Genomic DNA, 17597 nt, shown 5'->3' on the forward strand with positions numbered 1-17597 from the left:
CAGTAGCCACCGGGCGGAGCGATCCGCCGGTGGGCGAAGGGAAGGTTCATATGTACGACTATCGCATGCTCATCGACGGTGCCTGGGTAACGGGCGAGAACGGTCACTTCGACGTGACCAACCCTGCCACGGGCGCGCCATTCGCCCAATGCCCGGCCGGCTCCCTCGGCCAGCTGGACCAGGCGGTGCAAGCCGCCCGCCGCGCCTTCGGGCAGTGGCGGCAGAGCACCCATGAAGAGCGGCGCGAATGCCTGCGACGGATTGCCGACGACATCGAACGGGAGGCCGGGGAACTGGCCAGGCTCATCGTCCTGGAGCAGGGCAAGCCGCTGGAGCTGGCCATCTCCGAGGTCATGGGCGGCGTCGCCTGGACGCGCTACAGCGCCGAGCAGGAGATTCCCGTGGAGCTGGTGGAGGAGACGCCGGCGCAGCGCGTCGAGCTGCACCGCAAGCCCCTGGGCGTGGTGGCCTCGATCACCCCCTGGAACTGGCCGTTCATGATCGCCGTGTGGCACATCATGCCGGCCCTGCGGGCGGGCAACAGCGTCGTCAGCAAGCCTTCCAGCCTGACGCCCTTGAGCACCCTGCGCCTGGTCGGGATCATCGCTCGCCACGTGCCCAGGGGCGTCATCAACATCGTCACCGGCGAGCGCGGTTTCGGCAGTGCGATTGCCCGCCATCCGGGCATCGACAAGATCGTCTTCACCGGCTCCACCGCCACCGGCCAGAGCGTCATGCGCGAGGCCGCCGGCAATCTCAAGCGCCTGACCCTCGAGCTGGGGGGCAACGATGCCGCCATCGTGCTGCCGGGCACGCCGGTCGAGCCGATCGCCGCGGACATCTTCCAGGCCGCGTTCCTCAACATGGGCCAGACCTGCGCGGCGCTGAAGCGGCTCTACGTGCACGAGTCCCAGTACCAGGCGTTCGCCGAGGCGCTGGTGGCGATTGCCGGGCGCCAGGTGGTCGGCGACGGGCTCGAACCCGGCGTGACCTTCGGGCCGGTGCAGAACCTCGAGCAGCTCGAGCTGGTCGCCGGGCTGGTCGAGGATGCCCGGGCCCAGGGCGCGCGCGTGCTGTGTGGCGGCGAGCGCCTGGAGCGCCCCGGCTTCTTCTTCGCCCCGACCATAGTCGCCGACGTCACCGATGGCCAGCGCCTGGTCGACGAGGAGCAGTTCGGCCCGGTGCTGCCGCTGATCGCCTACACCGATGTCGAGGATGTCCTGCGCCGCGCCAATGCCAGCGACGTGGGGCTCGGCGGCTCGGTATGGGGGGACGCGGCACAGGCGCAGGCGCTCGCCTCGCGCCTGGAAAGCGGCGTGGCCTGGGTCAACTGCCACGCGCAGATTCAACCGAATACGCCCTTCGGCGGCTGCAAGCTGTCCGGCTTCGGCGTCGAGTTCGGCCTGGAGGGCCTGCTGGAGTACACCGCCCAGCAGCTCCTGTACGTACGCAAAAACCCGTGAGAATCGAAGCCATGTACGAAAAATACAAGACCGCAGAGAAGAAGTTCTGGCACCCCATGAGCTCGTCCGCGCCGGCGAACCGGGCCAAGACGCTGGTCATCGCCCGCGGCGACGGCAACTACATCACCGACATCGACGGCAACCGCCTGCTGGATGGCGTGGGCGGCCTGTGGAACGTCAACGTCGGGCACAACCGTGCGCAAGTGAAGGCCGCCATCGCCGCACAGCTCGACGAGCTGGCCTACTACCAGACCTTCGACGGCATCGCCCATCCCCGGGTGTTCGACCTGGCCGAGCGTCTTACCACGCTGTTCGCCCGCGAGCGCATGGCCCGCGTGCTGTTCAACTCCGGCGGCTCCGATGCGGTGGAAACGGCCCTGAAGATGGCCCGGCAATACTGGATCGCCTCCGGCCAACCCGGCCGCGTGCGTTTTCTCTCGTTGCGCAACGGCTACCACGGCGTGCATGTCGGCGGCACTTCCGTGGGCGGCAATGGCGTCTACCACTACAACCATGGCCAGCTGTTGGCCGGCTGCCAACTGCTCGACACCCCCTGGCTGTACCGCAACCCCTGGGATTGCCGCGACCCCGAGCAACTGACGGAGCACTGCATCCGCCAGCTCGAGGAGCAGGTCGCCTTCCTGGGCCCGGACACCATCGCCGCGTTCATCGCCGAGCCGGTGCAGGGCGCGGGCGGGGTGATAGTGCCGCCGGACAACTACTGGAAGCGCCTGCGGGAAGTCTGCGACCGCTACGGCATCCTGCTGATCGCCGACGAGGTGGTCACCGGCTTCGGCCGCACCGGTTGCCTGCTCGGCAGCCGTGGCTGGGGCGTGGCGCCGGACATCCTGTGCCTGGCCAAGGGCATTTCCGCCGGCTACATCCCGCTGGGCGCCACGGTGTTCAACGAGCGTATCGCCGAGGCGATCGAGAACGCCCCCGGCTTCGCCAACGTGATCATGCATGGCTACACCTACAGCGGGCATCCGACCGCCTGCGCCGCCGCCCTGGCGGTGCTGGACATAGTCGAAGCCGAGGACCTGCCGGGGAACGCGGCGAAGGTGGGGGCTGAGCTGATCGGCAAGCTGCAGCCGCTGAGCGAGCGTTTCGACGTGGTCGGCGAGGTGCGCGGCAAGGGCCTGATGATCGCCCTCGACCTGGTAGCGGACAAGCGCACCCGGCAACCGCTCGACCCGGCCGCGGGGCACGCGGCCCGCATCGCCGACGCCGCCCGGGCGGAAGGGGTGCTGGTCCGCCCGGTGGGTAACAAGATCATCCTTTCGCCGCCGCTGACGCTCTCCTCCGACGAGGCGGGAATGATCGCCGCGGCCCTGGAAACCGCCCTCCAGACCTGTCGCTGAGTCTCGTGCGCCGGCCTGCGCAGGGCCGGCGCGCGCTCCAACCGAAAAACAACAACAGCCTTCCCAAGGCGAAGAAGGAGCATCATGCATCATCGAAACATCTACCGAACCCTCGGTGGAGGGCTTGCGCTCGCCCTGAGTCTCACCAGCCAGGCCAACGCCCTGGAGCTGTACGCCGACGACGATACCCACCTGAATGCCGACGTCCTGGCGGTCTACGGCTGGCTGAACAGCCGCAAGAACTACGACGGTACGAGCGGCGGCAGCACCTGGCGGGAAGGCTTCATCAAGTACGGCCTGAGCGCGTACCAGGGGCTGGGGAGCGCCGGTACCGCCTATGGCGCCTTCAGCCTGGTCAGTTCCGGCACCTGGGGCGATGGCGATGCCGCAGGCAATACCGACGGTTCCGAACGCACCACCAAGATCGAGGACGCCTACCTGGGCTGGCGCTCCGCCGGGATGTTCCCGGCGCTCGGCCAGGACGGGCTGGACGTTTCCTTCGGCCGGCAAGTGGTCAAGCTCGGCAGCGGCTTCATCATCAACGACGATGGTCCCAACCTGGGGCGCGGGCCGGCCGACGGCAAGCTGAACCGGGGCGGCGCCTACTACATCGCCGCGCGCCATGCCTTCGACCGGACCGCGGTGGTCCGCATCGGCGGCCAGGATGGCCTGCATGGCAGCCTCCAGTGGCTCAAGTCCGACAACCGCGCCCAGGCCGAGACCGAACTGGCCGCGGGCACCCTGGACTACACCGCCAAGCCGGGCACCCTGGGCCTGACCTGGGTCCACGGCATCGATGTCGTGGACCAGTGGGCCAGCGATTTCCAGAAGCAGCGCGAGGGGATGAACATCTACAGCCTGCGCGGCGAGGGCGACGCCGGCGTGGAGAACGCCAGTTTCGCCTTCGAATACGCCTGGCAGGACAAGGACGCCGGCAACGAGCAGGCCTGGTACGCCGAGGCGGGCTATACCTTCGCCGACGTCGCCTGGTCACCCAAGCTGACTTACCGTTACAGCCGCTATTCCGAGGGCTGGGACCCGATGTTCAACGGCTTCAGCACCGGCTACGGCACCTGGTTCCAGGGGGAAGTGGCCTCCAACTACGCGGGCCCGTTCAACAGCAACACGGCCATCCAGCACCTGGGCCTGAAGGCCACGCCGCTGGAGAACCTGAGCGTTGGGGTGCTGTACTTCGACTTCGACACCTTGCACAAGCGCGATGCGCTGAACCTCGATGCCCGGGAGTTGGACCTGTACGTCGAATGGGCAGTCAACCCGCACCTGATCGTCACGCCGCTGGTCGGGCTCTATCGTCCGGACAAGGACGAGAGCAACGGCGGCAACCAGGTCGGCGGCAACGGCACCAACGTCTATAGCCAGCTGATCGTGGCGGTGCCGTTCTAGCATCGCGAACCCGGCCCGTGGGGCCGCCTTTGGTGAAACGGCCGCCGGTTCGCTGGGCGGCCGCTTTTTTCGGGGTGTTCAGAAACTCAGCGGGTAGCTGGTGATGAAGCGGACTTCGTCGTAGTCGCTGGCGTAGCTGCTGCGGACGGTAGAGGTGCGCAGCAGGAAGGAGAGGTTTTTCAGGGGACCGTTCTGGATGCTGTAGCCGATGTCGCTGTCACGCTCGTATTCATGGCCGTCGGCTGCGGCGACACGCTGGATGTCGCTGCCCCGGGTATAGCGGGTCATCAGCGTCAGGCCCGGCATGCCGAGGCTGGCGAAGTCATAGTCGTAGCGCAGTTGCCAGGAGCGTTCGCCGGCCCAGAAGAAACCGCCGTTGGTGACCCAGTTGACCAGGTAGGGCTGCGGCGTGGAGCCCAGCAGCATGGGGAACATGTCTTCGCCGAGCATGCGCTGGTAGCTCGCCGAGAGGGTGTGGCCCGCGTGGCGGATGCCCAGGCGCAGGCCGTAGGCGCTGTTGTCTATGCGCCCGGAAAGCGCGCGGCCGGACTCGCCGTTGTGGAAATAGCTGAGGGTGCCGATCAGGCTCGTGTCCTGGCCCAGCGGCTGGTTGAGGGTGCCGCCCAGGTAGTGCTGGTCGTAGATGTCTTCGAGGTTGGCGAAGTAGTAGCTGGCGGCGAGCCGCGGGCCCCATTTGGCGTCCACCCCGGCGAAGTTCAGCTTGTTGCTGTCTTCGCTCGCCGGGTGCCCGGCCAGGTAGAACGACTCGCGGTTGCTGGAGGCCCGGCTACTGGTATTCCACAGTTGCCCGGCGGTGAACTTGAACCCCTGCAGCTCCTGGGATTCCAGCAGCACGCCCTGGAAGGTCTGGGGCAGCACGCGGACGTCATCCTGGAAGATCACCGGCAGCCTCGGCTCCAGTAGCCCGACCTTCAAGGTGCTTTGGGAGTAGCGCAGCTTCAGCGTTGCGCCGGCACGGCCGAAGTCATCGGCAGGCTCGCCCGTGCGTGGATCGTAGGGCAGGCTGCCGTCGTTGCTGGTGCCGCTGCCGCCGTCCAGCTTGAGCGCGTAAAGACCGGTCAGGTCCAGGCCGATGCCGACGGTGCCTTCGGTATAGCCGGAGCGCAGGCGGGCCAGGACCGCCTGCGACCAACTGCCGGCCTGGGACTGCGGCGCGTCGTCCTGACGATAGTCGCGGAGCATGTAAAAGTTGCGCAGGGTGGTTTCCAGGTTGCCGTCGACCAGCAAATCGGCCCGTGCGCAGAGTGGGGCCAGGACGCTGGCGGCACACAGGGTGAGGCAGGGGCGAAGGGCATGACGAAACTGCATGTGCGGTTCTCCTCGGGCCCGGCGAGGCCGGGCCCATTGGCAAGTGGGGAGGGCGCGCTGGCCGCTGCAGGGCGCAGGTCGCCGGCCACCGCCCCGGGCGGGACGGCGGATCGATGGGTGATGGTCGTGCGGGGGCGTCAGCGCAGGGCGGGGTTCGCCGGCAGCGCCTGCCCGTGGCTTTCCTGCGCCTGCTCAGCGGCGCCGGACTGGCGCAGGAGGCTGTTGCGGAAGTGCCGGCGGCCGCGGCCGAGCAGGCCCACGCAGAGCACGGCGGCGAAGGTGACGATGATGGCTACGGAAGAGCCCACGGCCTTCGGGTCCTTGAAGAACTGGTCGGTGAGCAGGGCCACCAGGGTGGTGCCCACGCCAAGCCCGACCAGGTTGGACACCAGCAGGAACAGCGCGGAAACCTGCGCGCGCAGATGGCTGGGGGTGAGTACCTGCATGGCGGCGGCGGAGGTCGAGATGGGGAAGGCGCAGAAGAACATGGCCGGGGCCAGCAGGGCGATGGACCAGCGCAGGTCGTCCACCAGCACGGCGGCCAGCGCCGGCGGCAGCATGCAGGCGGCGCCGAGCATGGCGCTGAGCAGGGCGCCGTCATGGTGGCCGCGCTTCTGCAGCACATCGATCAGCCAGCCCGCGCAGAACACGCCCGCGGTGTTCAGCACCAGCAGTATGGTGCCCAGGATGTAGCCGGCCTCGACGGGCGAGAGACCGAACTTGCGCATGTACATCGCCGGGGTCCAGCTGAGCAGGGCGTACTGGCACATGGCGAAGAAGGAGAAGCCGATGAAGTGGCAGGCGAAGGTGCGCCGGTGCAGCCCGATGAAGCGCAGGCCGTCGCCGAGCGCGGCCTTGCCCTGGGCCAGCGGCTGGGCCGGCCGCCTGGGGTCGCGGACGCTGAGGGCTATCAGCAGGGCGACCAGCAGCCCGGGCAGGCCGACGATGAAGAAGGTCAGCTGCCAGGAGCGCACCGTGCCCAACGGCCCGAGTTCGATACTCGGCACGCCGCGCAGCAGGTCGATCACGTAGCCGCCGACCAGGAACGCCAGGCCACCGCCCAGGAAGGCGCCCATGGAATACAGGCCGAGGGCGCGGCCGAGCTTCTCCCGGGGGAACATGTCGCTGAGCATCGAATAGGTCGCGGGCGTCAGCGCGGCCTCGCCGACGCCGACCCCCATGCGGGCAAGGAACATCTGCAGGAAGTTTTTCGACAGGCCACAAGCCGCGGTGGCCAGGCTCCAGAAGGCGATGCCGGCGGCGATGATGCGCACGCGCGAGGAACGGTCGGCCAGGCAGGCGATGGGGATGCCCATGAAGGCGTAGAACAGGGAAAACGCCATGCCGCTGAGCAGGCTGAACTGGGTGTCGCTGATCTGCAGGTCGGCTTTGATCGGTTCGATCATCAGCGAGAGGATCTGACGGTCCACGAAAGAGAAGATATAGGCGACCATGCACACCGATACGACGTACCACTCGTAGGTGTAGCGGGTTTTCCGGGGCTGGGTGAGAGGGGACACGGTTACTGGCTCCTGATAGGGGTGAAGGCAGATGGCCAAGCACATCGAGCTCGTTGTTCTTGTCGGGTAACCGGGCGTCGCGGAGGGCAGCGGGTGCCTCCGGTCAACGGCCGTGGGAGATTTTTGTCATGGAATCTTCGGTTGTTTCAATATAAGTAAGTAAAATAATCAAATTATGAGATTTTTGTGATTTATTGGGTGAGGAGGTTAGCGGGAGGATTTCCGTTGCCGGAAGCCTAGGGGAGGTGGCATGGGGGATGAATCGGAGCGATTCCCATGCCGGGCGGGAATTTCCCCCAGGCGGCTAGGGGAAACCTTTGGCGGGGGGCCTCAGGTGTGGAATTGCACATCCGTTTGCATTCGACCTGACCGGTTATATTCATGCGTTCTGACTATCGATTGCATCGGGTTGACCAGCGCGCTTGTAACCATGATGGGCAGAGAACGGCCAGAAGGAGACGTACACAGAGGTCATACCACCAGGGGCGAGGGTCGATGCCAGTGAGTAATGCCAGACTCGCAACACGCGAGTGCCGCAAGTTGGAGGCCACAGTGAGCGGGCTCCACTGGACATTGCATCAAACTCGCGCGGCCGATTCATTGGGGTTGGAAAGCGTTTCGTCATAACGCAACAGCCGCCCGGCATTGGCCAGCACGAGTAAAGTGCTGAGGTTATGCAGCAGTGCCGCCACCATGGCGCCCGCCGCACCCAGCAGGCCGAAGGCGGCAGCCAGCACAATCGCCAGTGTCCAGCCCAGGCCGATGATGACGTTGATCTGCAGCGTGCGCCGACACAGGCGACTCAGGCGAATACAAGTCCCCAGGCGCCGCAGATCGCCATTGATCAACACGATATCCGCCGCCGCCAAAGCGATGTCGGCGCCCCCTGCCCCATGGCCACACCGACCACGCCCGCCTTGAGCGCCAGTGAGTCGTTGATGCCATCGCCAACCACAACTGCGCGATGTCAGCTATACGCACCTCGACTCCGCTGGCCAGCCGACCTTCCACCTCGGCCCGCTGGACTTGCACCTGGAGGCGGGCCAGACGCTGTTCATCGTCGGCGAGAATGGCAGCGGCAAGACCACCCTGGTCAAGCTGCTGCTGGGCCTCTATCCACCCAGCAGCGGGCAGCTGATGCTCAATGGCCACGCCGTCACCGGTGAGCAGCTGGATGACTATCGGCAGCAGTGCTCGGCGGTGTTCAGCGACTACCACCTGTTCGACGATCTACTGGCGGAGACTGCGCCGCTCCTCGAACGAGCCCGGCATTACCTCAGGCTGCTGGAGCTGGAGGGCAAGGTCGACATCGTCGACGGCGCGTTCAGCACACTCGACCTGTCGGCGGGCCAGCGCAAACGGCTGGCGCTGGTACATGCCTTCCTCGAACAGCGGCCGCTGATGCTCTTCGACGAATGGGCGGCGGACCAGGATCCGACCTTCCGCCGGGTGTTCTACGAGGAACTACTGCCGGACCTGAAGCGCCAGGGAAAGACCCTTATCGTGGTGTCCCATGATGATCGGTTCTTCCACCACGCCGACCAGCTAGTCCAGCTGCGCAATGGGCGCGTTGTCGACTGATCCACCAGCCCCTCGTTGGCACCCGCTCTTGGTGCAAGCCGTCGACAACAGTTGGCCAGAAGACTTCGCTTGAAGGGGCAAGCGGCTCGGTGCGCCTGAGCATTCTGGCGAAACGCCACTTTTCTTGCGGTAGTCCGACCAACTCTTTTAAGATGAGATAACTTCTCACCTGCAAGTCGTTATCACGCAAGGATTCGCGTTGCCATTTCCGCCCGCCTCCGCCACCCGCCACGTCGATATCCAAGTCCTGTATCTCGATCACCATGCCTGGCTGCTGGGTTGGCTGCGCAAGCGGCTGCGCCACAGCGAGGGCGCGGCGGACCTGGCGCAAGACACCTTCCTCCACATCCTCGGCAAGCCGGCACCCTTGCAGGACATCCGACAGCCCCGCGCCTGGCTGAGTGTCGTCGCCCGGGGCCTGCTGATCGACCGGTTGCGCCGGCAACGGGTCGAGCAGGCGTACCTGGAGGCCATCGCTCACTTGCCCGAAGCGCAAGTGCCCTCCCCGGAGCATCAACTGATCCTCCTGGAAACCCTGGCGCATATTGACGCCCTGCTCGATGGGTTGGCGCCCAAGGTGCGCACGGCCTTCCTGCTGTCTCGCCTGGAAGGCCTCGGTTACAAAGAGATCGCTATCCGCCTGGGCGTCAGCCTCAGCTCAGTCGAGAAGTACATGGCGACCGCCATCCGCCACTGTTTCCTCGCCCAACGATGAACGCCAATTCCCCCGACGATCTGCCCGATGCGGTACTCGACCAAGCTATTGGCTGGCTGGTTCGTCTGCAGTCGGGCTACGCCGATGAATACACGCAAGCGGCATGCCTACAGTGGCGACACGCCCATCCGCTGCATGAAACCGCCTGGCAGGCGCTACAGACCAGCGAATCCGCGTTCCGGCGACTGGCCGAGGCTCCCGGCAGCGTCGCGCAAGACACCCTGCAGCGCCTGCAGGGCAAACGCCATGGCCGCCGCCAGGCTCTCAAGATGCTCGGCTTTGGCGTGGCGATCACCGGCCTGGGCGGTTGGGGGCTGCGCGAGCACTCGCCGGCAGACTGGGCCTCGGATTACAGCACCGGCGTAGGCGAACGCCGGCAGTTCCTGCTGAGCGATGGCACTCGCCTGCAGCTCAATACCTCCAGCGCGGTGAATGTGCGTTTCTCCAAGCAGCGCCGAACGGTCCAGTTGCTGCGCGGCGAGATTTTCATCGACACCGGCAAGGATATCGCTGCGCCGGAGGGATATCGCAGCCTCTGGGTCGACAGCAGGCACGCACAGCTACAGGCCATCGGCACTGCCTTCGGAGTACGCGAGGAGGCCCGGGGGACACGCCTGCGGGTCGAGGGAGGCATCGTCGCCATCCATCGCGCCGGATCGCAACCCATTCGGGTGCTGGCGGGTGAGGAATACCTGATCAGCGCCGATGGCAGCCACAACGTCGTGAGCCCTGCCATGAACAGCAGCGCTTGGATTCAAGGCCAGCTCGTCGCCAAACGCATGCGTCTGGCCGAGCTGCTCGCAGAACTGGCGCGCTACCGGCACGGCTGGCTCAGCTGCGATCCAGCGATTGCCGGGCTGGAAGTCTCTGGCGTGTTTCAGCTCGACCACATCGACCAAGCCCTGGATGCTCTCGGCGATTCAATGCTTTTGCGCATTCAGCGCTTTACCCCGCTGTGGACACGAGTGACCGCTCGCTGAGAGAGAGGCAAAAAATTCTCAATACTGATTACGGCTTTATCCGAGTCCTTCGGCAAACAGGAAAACATACTGCCATTGCCAAGGAGCTCGTTATCCATGCCCTCTCGTTTCTCGCCGCCACGAGTGCCGCGTCGCACCACCTTCGCACTCACCCTGCGCGCCATCCTGCTGGGTAGCGCCGCCGCCACGTCGTTGCCCAGCTTCGGCGTGCAAGCCGAGCAAGCCGATCTGCGCCGCTACGACCTGCCCGCCGGCTCGCTGGAAGACTCCCTCAACGGATTCGCACAGGTCGCCGGCATCACCCTGCCCTTCGACCCCGCCCTGACGCAGGGCAAGCAAGCACCTGCCCTGCAAGGCGAATTCGGCATTCAGGACGGCCTGGACTACCTGCTGGGCGGCAGCGGTCTGGCCGCCGAAAGAAACGCCAGTGGCCATTGGGTCATCTTCTCCGCCCCCGCTGCCGAAGGTGCGCTGGAAATGGGCTCGGTCACCATCTCCGGCAAGGCACCGGGCTCCGTCACCGAAGGCAGCGGCGAATACACGACCGCCTCGTCGAGTAGCTCCACACGCCTCAACCTGGCGCTGCGCGATACGCCGCAGTCGATCACGGTGATGACCGACCAGCGCATCAAGGATCAGAACCTGAATGACCTCACCGAAGTCATGGAGGCGACTACGGGCATCTCCGTATCCCGCGTTGGCGTCGGCGCCGAGAACGACACTTACTGGTCGCGCGGTTTCCAGATCAACAACTTCGAAGTCGACGGCGTCCCCAGCTCCTCACGGCTGGGCAATTTTTCGCAAAGCACGGCGATGTATGACCGCATCGAGATTGTGCGCGGCGCCACCGGCCTGATCAGTGGCCTGGGCACGCCATCGGCCACTATCAACATGATTCGCAAGCGTCCGACGGCCGAAGCTCAGACCAACCTGAGTGCCGAAGCCGGAAGCTGGGACCGCTACGGGCTGGGCATGGATGTTTCCGGGCCGCTTACCGAAACCGGCAACGTGCGCGGGCGCCTGGTCCTGGACTACAAGACGCAGAACTCCTGGGTCGATCGCTACAAGCAGGACAACCAGCTCGTCTATGCCATCACCGAGTTCGACCTGGACGATGCCACGCTGCTCACGGCGGGCTTCAGCGTGCAGAAGAACCAGGCCGACTCGCCTCTGCGTACCGGTCTGCAGACGTTCTACTCCAATGGCCAGAAGACCGACTTCTCCCGCTCTGCCAGCAGCTCGCCAGACTGGTCGTACTTCGACGTGAACAAGAGCAATGTCTTCGTCTCGCTCGAACACCAGTTCGACAATGGCTGGAGCGCCAAGGCGGAACTTGGCCACACCGAGTACGAGTTCGACGAACTGATCAACTACATGAATGGGGAAATCGATCAAGCGACCGGCGCCGGCGCCTACCTGTACCCCAACCGCTGGTCCGGAACACCGCGGGAAAACAACCTGGACGCCTACCTCACCGGCCCCTTCAGCCTGCTCGGCCGCGAGCACGAGCTGATCGCCGGCATCACCCTGTCGCGTTACCGCGAAAGCACACCGGACCGTGGCGGCTGGTATGGCCCATGGACCGGCTACGACGGCAGCATCGGCAACATCCACCAGTGGTCCGGCGCGGCACCGCGACCGGACACCAGCCCGATCGGCAAGAACCTGATCGAGGAAAACCAATACGCCGCCTACGCCACCAGCCGCTGGAACCTGCGCGATGACCTCAAGTTGCTGCTGGGCGGCCGCGTCACCGACTGGAAACGCAGCAGCGACAACACTCCTTACGAGGGCACGCCCACCAGTAACGAAGAGAATCGCCATGGCGTATTCCTGCCCTATGCCGGGCTGGTGTATGACCTGAACGACACCTGGTCGGCGTACGCCAGCTACACGAAAATCTTTAACCCGCAGGCCTATGGCATCAAGGGGCTGGACGGCAAACCGCTGGACCCGCAGGAAGGTACAGGCTACGAAGTGGGCATCAAGGCTGCGCCACTGGATGGACGCCTGAACGCCAGCCTCGCGCTGTTCCGCATCGAGCAGGACAACCTCGCGGTATACGCAGGTCAGTTCGATACCTATTACCCGGAAAAGGGCACCACCACCGAAGGCCTGGAACTGGAAATGAACGGTGAGCTGGCCGATGGCTGGAACGCCTCCGCAGGGTATGCCTACAGCGTCAGCCGTGATCAGGATGATGAGCGCATCGTCACCAACATCCCGCGGCACAGCCTGAAGACCTTCACCAGCTACCGCCTGCCTGGCGCCTGGAATCGCCTGACCCTCGGTGGCGGGGTGAATTGGCAGAGCAAGATTGGCCAGGACCTGCATACCTTCGAGCAAGGTAGCTATGCCCTGGTCAATGTGATGGCTCGCTTCGCGGTCACCAACCAGTTGGACGTCGCAGTCAACGTCAACAACCTGTTCGACCGCACCTACTACAGCTACGCCGATAGCTGGAGTGTCTATGGCGCGCCGCGCAACCTCATGACGACGCTGAACTACCACTTCTGAGCAGTTGCCGCTGGAAGACCTGGCCACGCTGGCGGGCCTTGCGCGCACCATCGATGCCGGGGAGACCTGCCAGCCCGGCTCAGCCTGTTCCCCGCAGATCGGGCAAGCGCCCGTCTGCGGGGAGCGGCACTGCCTCAGAAGCGATACTGGGTGGTCAGCATCACGTTGCGCGGGTCGCCGTAGTAGCCACCGTAGAAGGTGGTATCCAGCGCGCTGAGGTACTTCTTGTCGAACAGGTTGTTGACGTTGAGCGTCGCTGAAACCTGCTCGGTGAAGCGGTAGCGTGCCATCAGATCGACCACGGTGTACTGCTCCTGCTTGGCCTTCACCGTCTGCCCCAGCTGCCAGGGTGTGGCGGTGAAGTGAATGCCGCTCTGCCAATTGGCGCCGCCGCCCACGGTGAGCGTTTCCCACTCGCCGGGCAGACGATAGGTGGTCCACAGCTTGAACATCTCAGCCGGCGCCACGGTATTCAGACGCTCGCCATCGGAGTCCTTGGTGACGCTGTGGCTATAGCTGGCGGTCAGATTCCAGCCCGGCAGCAGCTCACCGCTGGCTTCCAGGTCGAAGCCCTTGGTCTTGGCGCCGGAGACGGCGCGATAGGCCGTCTCGCCGTCGGTGCCGGGGACGGTCTGCCCCGGATCGGATTCGGCCAGGTTGTCCTGCTTGATCATGTACAGGGCGATAGCGGTGTTCAGGCGGCCATCGAAGAGTTCGCTCTTCAGGCCGATCTCATAGTTGTCGCCTTCGCGCGGATCGAGTGGCGAACCGTTGCGGTCGCGATAGCTCTGCGGCTGGAAGATGCTGGTGTAGCTGGCGTACACCGATTCAAGGCGGTCAACAATCGTGACCGCAACTTCACCAGTGCCAAGCTGAAACGTCGGATGGAAGAGATCGAGTCCAGCCTCAGCCGCTACCTCACTGCGCTGGACACTGCAGATCGTCAGGAGCTTGCCGTTGCCCAGGTTAAAGCCGAACGCCTCCGCGACAAGATCGAGACCTTGAAAGCCAAGATGCAGGAGCTCAAGGAAATCGAGGTTCAGCTCAACGAAGCACCGGATAAACAGCTCTCCCTGACTGATCCCGATGTCCGCTCAATGAAGACCCGTGGCAGCGGAATGGTTGGCTACAACGTGCAGGCAGCGGTCGACGCGAAGCACCACCTGATCGTGACCCACGAGGTCACAAACGACGGCGTCGATCGAGACCAATTGAGCTCGATGGCCAAGCAAGCGCGAGCAGCCATGGGTGTCGAGGTACTCTCAGCGGTCGCCGACAGAGGGTATTTCAAAGGTGAAGAAATCCTGGCGTGCCAGGAGGTTGGAATCACTGTTTTCGTACCCAAGACACTGACTTCGGGGGCGACAGCAGCGGGCCGCTTTGGCAAAGGTGATTTCATCTATGACGCAGCCAAGAACGAGTACCGCTGCCCGGCAGGGCAAAGCCTGATCTGACGCTACTCCAGCGTCGAGAAAGGTCTGAAGCTGCACCGTTACTGGAGTTCGCATTGCCAAGGCTGCGCATTGAAAGAGTGCTGCACTCCAAAGCTCAGAGCGCCGGGTGAGTCGCTGGGAACATGAGGCGGTGCTCGAGGATATGCAGTCCCGCTTGGATCAGGCACCGGAGATGATGCGCATCCGTCGGCAGACGGTGGAGCATCCATTTGGCACGCTGAAGGCCTGGATGGGCGCCACCCATTTCCTCACCCGAACGCTCGACCGGGTAAGCACGGAAATGAGCCTGCATGTGCTCGCCTACAACTTCAAACGGATGCTGAGCCTGCTGGGCAGCAGTGCGCTGATGGCAGCGATGAGGGCCTGAAACCCTCTTCGCGGCTCAATGAACTCATCGTACAGCATCGCGGAGGCAAATCAGTTGAATGACTCGGGTCGACACGCCAGAAGCCCATAGGGCCTCTGGGCGCCGCTAAAACAATCCCAAAGCCAGCTATCCATCACCTGCTGCGTTTTTACACGGCCTGGGCCGATAGCTGCCTGCCATACGAGGCTGCCTTGGGTCGTTCTCTGCCAATCATGGCCACGCAGTGTGATGGCCAGGCCCGATGCAAATGCTCGGTCAAGTAAGTGCAACTCCGCACTCAGCCACCTTGGCCGTCGGCCTCGAGCATGTTGCGGGCGATGCGGCGGGCGGTGTCGATGACCATGTCGGTCACCGTCTCCTGGCGCAGCAGCCTGAAGTTTTCGGTGGTCCCCACCGCCGAGATGCTGCCCAGCACCTCCTTGCCGTCGGCGCCGAGGATGGGCGCGGCGATGCCTGTCAGGCCGCGGTTCAGCTCGTCGTGGGTGATGCAGTAGCCGTCCTTGCGGATGCGCTTGGCGGCGCGGGCGAATTCTGACCAGCTGTAGGTATTGCCCGGGTCCCTGGAGATTTTCTCCTCGAACAGCCGCTGCAGCTTGCGCCCGCGCTGGAAGGCTACCAGCACCTTGGACTGCGCGCCGCGGAACAGCGGCAGCGGGTGGCCGCGGCCGAAGGCGAAGCGGTAGTTCTCGTCGGGCTCGGTGATGTAGGTATTGATGATGTGCCCGTCGTAGAAGACGCTGGCGAACACCGCCAGGCCGGTCTGCGCCGATAGCCCGTGCATCAGTTCGCGGCCGGCCACCAGGATGGGGTCGTACTGCCGCATCATCCAGTCCAGCTCGATGATCCGCGGGCCCAGGCCATAGCTGCCGGCGTTCACGCGGGTGAGCAGGCCCGCCTCGCATAGGTCCTTCACGTAGCGGTAGACGGTGGCGCGGGACAAACCCATGCGCTCGCCGATGGTGTCCGTATCCAGTTGCAGGTTCTGCGGGCTGAACAGGTCCAGCACGTTCAGCATCTTGCTCAAGCTACTCATGGCGCTCCTTTCTCGGTACCCGGGCTTCCGGGGCTGCTGGGCCGTCGTCCATGGCGGGCGGACGACGGCGCCGGGTTCGCTGGCAGCACTATTGGGCAGCAGCCATGGGCTTTCAAGAGCACTGCCCGTGCCTGAATGCCTCCTTTCCCTGCCGCTGCGGAATCGGTGGCTTGGGAAAGGCTGCGTTCTCCTGGTTGATATTAGCGCTCAAAAATCTCATTTGTCTCTTATTTTGAGAGTTTTGCTCAAAAAATATTGTTGGTTGATTTTTGCTGTGCAATAAATCTCATCACTCGCAACCAACCCAGTCGAGAGCTAGAAACATGAATGGTGCCGAATTGCTGGTCAGGGCCGCCGCGGCCAGCGGGATCGAATACTGCTTCGCCAATCCTGGAACCACGGAGATTCCGCTGGTCGCCGCCATGGCCGCGGAGCCTGCGCTGAAACCGGTGCTTTCGCTGTTCGAAGGCGTATGCACCGGCGCCGCCGATGGCTACGGGCGCATTGCAGGCAAGCCGGCGATGACCCTGACCCATCTCGGTCCCGGCTTTGCCAACGGCATCGCCAACCTGCACAACGCCCGCCGTGCGAACACTCCGATCGTCAATGTCATCGGTGACCACGCGTCCTGGCACGTCAACTACGACCCGCCGCTGGCCAGCGATATCGAGGCCCTGGCGCGGACCGTGTCCGGCTGGGTGCGTACTTCGCGCCGTGCCGCCAGCATCGGCGAGGATTTCCTCTGTGCCGTGCAGGCCGCCTGGCAGCCGCGCGGCCAGGTCGCCAGCCTGGTGCTGCCCATGGACCTGCAGGCGCGCGACATCGTGTTCGACGACGCTTTCCCCAAGCCGACGCCGCCGGTTCGACGCTTCGCCAGCGACAAGGTCGAGGCCGTTGCGCGCCAGGTGCGCGCTGGCAAGCGCCTGGTGTTCATCGTCGGCGATGAAGGGCTGTCCGTCGCCGGGCTGCAAGCGGCGGGGCGCCTTGCCGGCCTGCCCGGCGTGCGCCTGTTCGCCGAGACCTTCCCGCGCCTGAGCTACCGCGGCGGTGGCCTGCCGGACCTGGACCGGCTGCCGTACTTCCCCGAGGTGGCCATCGAAATCCTCAACCAGTACGACGTCGTGGTCTGCGCCGGGATACCCGAGCCGATCAGCTATTTCGGCTATGAGGGCATTCCCTCCCGGCTGGCCGAACGCGACCGCTTGCTCTGCCTGGCCGAGGTCGGCGACGACGTCAGCAGCGCGCTGGCCGCCCTGGCCGGGATGCTCGATGCGCCGGCCTTCGTGCCTGCGCCGGTGGGCGTCGAGTTGCCCGCCGCGCAGGAGCGGTTGACACCGCAGTCGGTCGGCCGGGTGCTTGCCGCGGCCTTGCCGGAGGATTGCATCGTCTCGGTGGAGGGCGGCACCTGTGGCTACCCGTTCTTCACCGCTTCGGCCAACGCGGCGCGCCATCGGGTGTTGACCAACACCGGCGGCGCCATCGGCCAGGGCATCCCCGTGGGCTTCGGCGCGGCGTTGGCCGAGCGCGGCAACCGGGTGTTCTGCCTGCAGTCCGACGGCAGTGCCCAGTACACCATCCAGACTTTGTGGAGCATCGCCCGGGAGCAGTTGCCGGTGGTGATCCTGATCGCCGCCAACCACCGCTACGCGATCCTGCAGAACGAGTTGCGCCGCTTCGGCCTGAGCGAACTCGGCCCCCAGGCCCTGGCGCTCACCGAGCTGGACCGCCCGCGGGTGGACTGGAAGGCCCTGGCCAAGGGCTACGGCGTACCGGCCAGCAGCGTGCGCAGCAATGCCGAGCTGCAGCGCGCGCTGGCCGAGGCCGCCGCCTCGGCAGGGCCCTGCCTGATCGAGATGGAGCTTTGAGGAGCGCG

11 protein-coding genes and 3 pseudogenes are annotated in these 17597 nt (G+C 65.0%); 9 read left to right on the forward strand and 5 right to left on the reverse strand.

Translation table 11 applies throughout. The features are described 5' to 3' along the window. Positions 1–50 precede the first annotated feature (50 nt). The 3 genes from BM060_RS09670 to BM060_RS09680 all read left to right on the forward strand — a co-directional run bounded on the left by BM060_RS09670 (position 51) and on the right by BM060_RS09680 (position 4228). The gene (locus BM060_RS09670) at positions 51–1463 is read left to right on the forward strand and encodes an aldehyde dehydrogenase family protein (RefSeq protein WP_074979517.1); all 1413 of its coding nucleotides are present in this window, start codon (positions 51–53) and stop codon (positions 1461–1463) included. 11 nt (positions 1464–1474) lie between these two features. Then, on the forward strand, positions 1475–2824 hold the full coding sequence (locus BM060_RS09675) for an aminotransferase class III-fold pyridoxal phosphate-dependent enzyme (RefSeq protein WP_074979520.1): 1350 nt from the start codon (positions 1475–1477) through the stop codon (positions 2822–2824). Between the two features lie 84 nt (positions 2825–2908). Beyond that, positions 2909–4228 carry an alginate export family protein gene (locus BM060_RS09680; RefSeq protein WP_074979523.1) on the forward strand — a complete coding sequence of 440 codons (1320 nt, stop codon included), beginning with the start codon at positions 2909–2911 and terminating at the stop codon, positions 4226–4228. Between the two features lie 78 nt (positions 4229–4306). Here BM060_RS09680 and BM060_RS09685 read toward each other — a convergent pair whose 3' ends face one another. The 3 genes and pseudogenes from BM060_RS09685 to BM060_RS09695 all read right to left on the reverse strand — a co-directional run. Beyond that, positions 4307–5557: an OprD family porin gene (locus BM060_RS09685; protein ID WP_074979525.1), complete on the reverse strand. Its 1251-nt coding sequence runs from the start codon at positions 5555–5557 to the stop codon at positions 4307–4309. A gap of 137 nt (positions 5558–5694) precedes the next feature. Then, positions 5695–7122 (reverse strand): spinster family MFS transporter, encoded by a 1428-nt coding sequence (locus tag BM060_RS09690; protein ID WP_083426753.1) that lies wholly within the window; start codon positions 7120–7122, stop codon positions 5695–5697. A 533-nt stretch (positions 7123–7655) separates the two neighbouring features. Then, positions 7656–8041 (reverse strand): annotated as a pseudogene (locus BM060_RS09695) (cation-transporting P-type ATPase); the annotation flags it as partial. Between BM060_RS09695 and BM060_RS09700 the strand changes: the two are divergent. The 4 genes and pseudogenes from BM060_RS09700 to BM060_RS09715 all read left to right on the forward strand — a co-directional run. Then, positions 8032–8658 (forward strand): annotated as a pseudogene (locus BM060_RS09700) (cyclic peptide export ABC transporter); the annotation flags it as partial. The pseudogenes BM060_RS09695 and BM060_RS09700 sit on opposite strands and share 10 nt — an antisense overlap. 199 nt (positions 8659–8857) lie before the next feature. Beyond that, positions 8858–9373 (forward strand): sigma-70 family RNA polymerase sigma factor, encoded by a 516-nt coding sequence (locus BM060_RS09705; protein WP_074979532.1) that lies wholly within the window; start codon positions 8858–8860, stop codon positions 9371–9373. Next, positions 9370–10353: a FecR domain-containing protein gene (locus BM060_RS09710; protein ID WP_074979534.1), complete on the forward strand. Its 984-nt coding sequence runs from the start codon at positions 9370–9372 to the stop codon at positions 10351–10353. The genes BM060_RS09705 and BM060_RS09710 overlap by 4 nt, the downstream gene beginning before the upstream one ends. Before the next feature lie 96 nt (positions 10354–10449). After that, positions 10450–12870, forward strand: coding sequence for a TonB-dependent siderophore receptor (locus BM060_RS09715; RefSeq protein WP_079385588.1), 2421 nt, complete (start codon positions 10450–10452; stop codon positions 12868–12870). 134 nt (positions 12871–13004) lie between these two features. On the opposite strand, the gene BM060_RS09720 is transcribed toward BM060_RS09715, so the two are convergent. Then, entirely contained in the window at positions 13005–13694 is a 690-nt protein-coding gene (locus tag BM060_RS09720) for a TonB-dependent siderophore receptor (RefSeq protein ID WP_307660728.1), read from the reverse strand. Here BM060_RS09720 and BM060_RS32125 point away from each other — a divergent pair. Further along, a pseudogene (locus tag BM060_RS32125) lies at positions 13695–14691 on the forward strand (IS1182 family transposase); the annotation flags it as partial. A 277-nt stretch (positions 14692–14968) separates the two neighbouring features. Here BM060_RS32125 and BM060_RS09735 read toward each other — a convergent pair. Then, a complete protein-coding gene (locus BM060_RS09735; protein WP_074979540.1) occupies positions 14969–15724 on the reverse strand; it encodes an IclR family transcriptional regulator in 756 nt (251 codons plus the stop codon). A gap of 323 nt (positions 15725–16047) precedes the next feature. On the opposite strand from BM060_RS09735, the gene BM060_RS09740 reads away from it, so the two are divergent. Next, positions 16048–17589: an acetolactate synthase large subunit gene (locus tag BM060_RS09740; RefSeq protein WP_074979542.1), complete on the forward strand. Its 1542-nt coding sequence runs from the start codon at positions 16048–16050 to the stop codon at positions 17587–17589. The last annotated feature ends 8 nt before the right edge of the window (positions 17590–17597 follow it).

Origin of the sequence: Pseudomonas citronellolis (assembly GCF_900112375.1) — a bacterium.
GTDB lineage: Bacteria > Pseudomonadota > Gammaproteobacteria > Pseudomonadales > Pseudomonadaceae > Pseudomonas > Pseudomonas citronellolis.

Coding starts and splice junctions, on each gene's coding strand:
- BM060_RS09670 (WP_074979517.1), top strand. CDS start 51: ATGTACGACTATCGCATGCTCATCGACGGTGCCTGGGTAACGGGCGAG.
- BM060_RS09675 (WP_074979520.1), top strand. CDS start 1,475: ATGTACGAAAAATACAAGACCGCAGAGAAGAAGTTCTGGCACCCCATG.
- BM060_RS09680 (WP_074979523.1), top strand. CDS start 2,909: ATGCATCATCGAAACATCTACCGAACCCTCGGTGGAGGGCTTGCGCTC.
- BM060_RS09685 (WP_074979525.1), bottom strand. CDS start 5,557: ATGCAGTTTCGTCATGCCCTTCGCCCCTGCCTCACCCTGTGTGCCGCC.
- BM060_RS09690 (WP_083426753.1), bottom strand. CDS start 7,122: ATGTGCTTGGCCATCTGCCTTCACCCCTATCAGGAGCCAGTAACCGTG.
- BM060_RS09710 (WP_074979534.1), top strand. CDS start 9,370: ATGAACGCCAATTCCCCCGACGATCTGCCCGATGCGGTACTCGACCAA.
- BM060_RS09715 (WP_079385588.1), top strand. CDS start 10,450: ATGCCCTCTCGTTTCTCGCCGCCACGAGTGCCGCGTCGCACCACCTTC.
- BM060_RS09735 (WP_074979540.1), bottom strand. CDS start 15,724: ATGAGTAGCTTGAGCAAGATGCTGAACGTGCTGGACCTGTTCAGCCCG.
- BM060_RS09740 (WP_074979542.1), top strand. CDS start 16,048: ATGAATGGTGCCGAATTGCTGGTCAGGGCCGCCGCGGCCAGCGGGATC.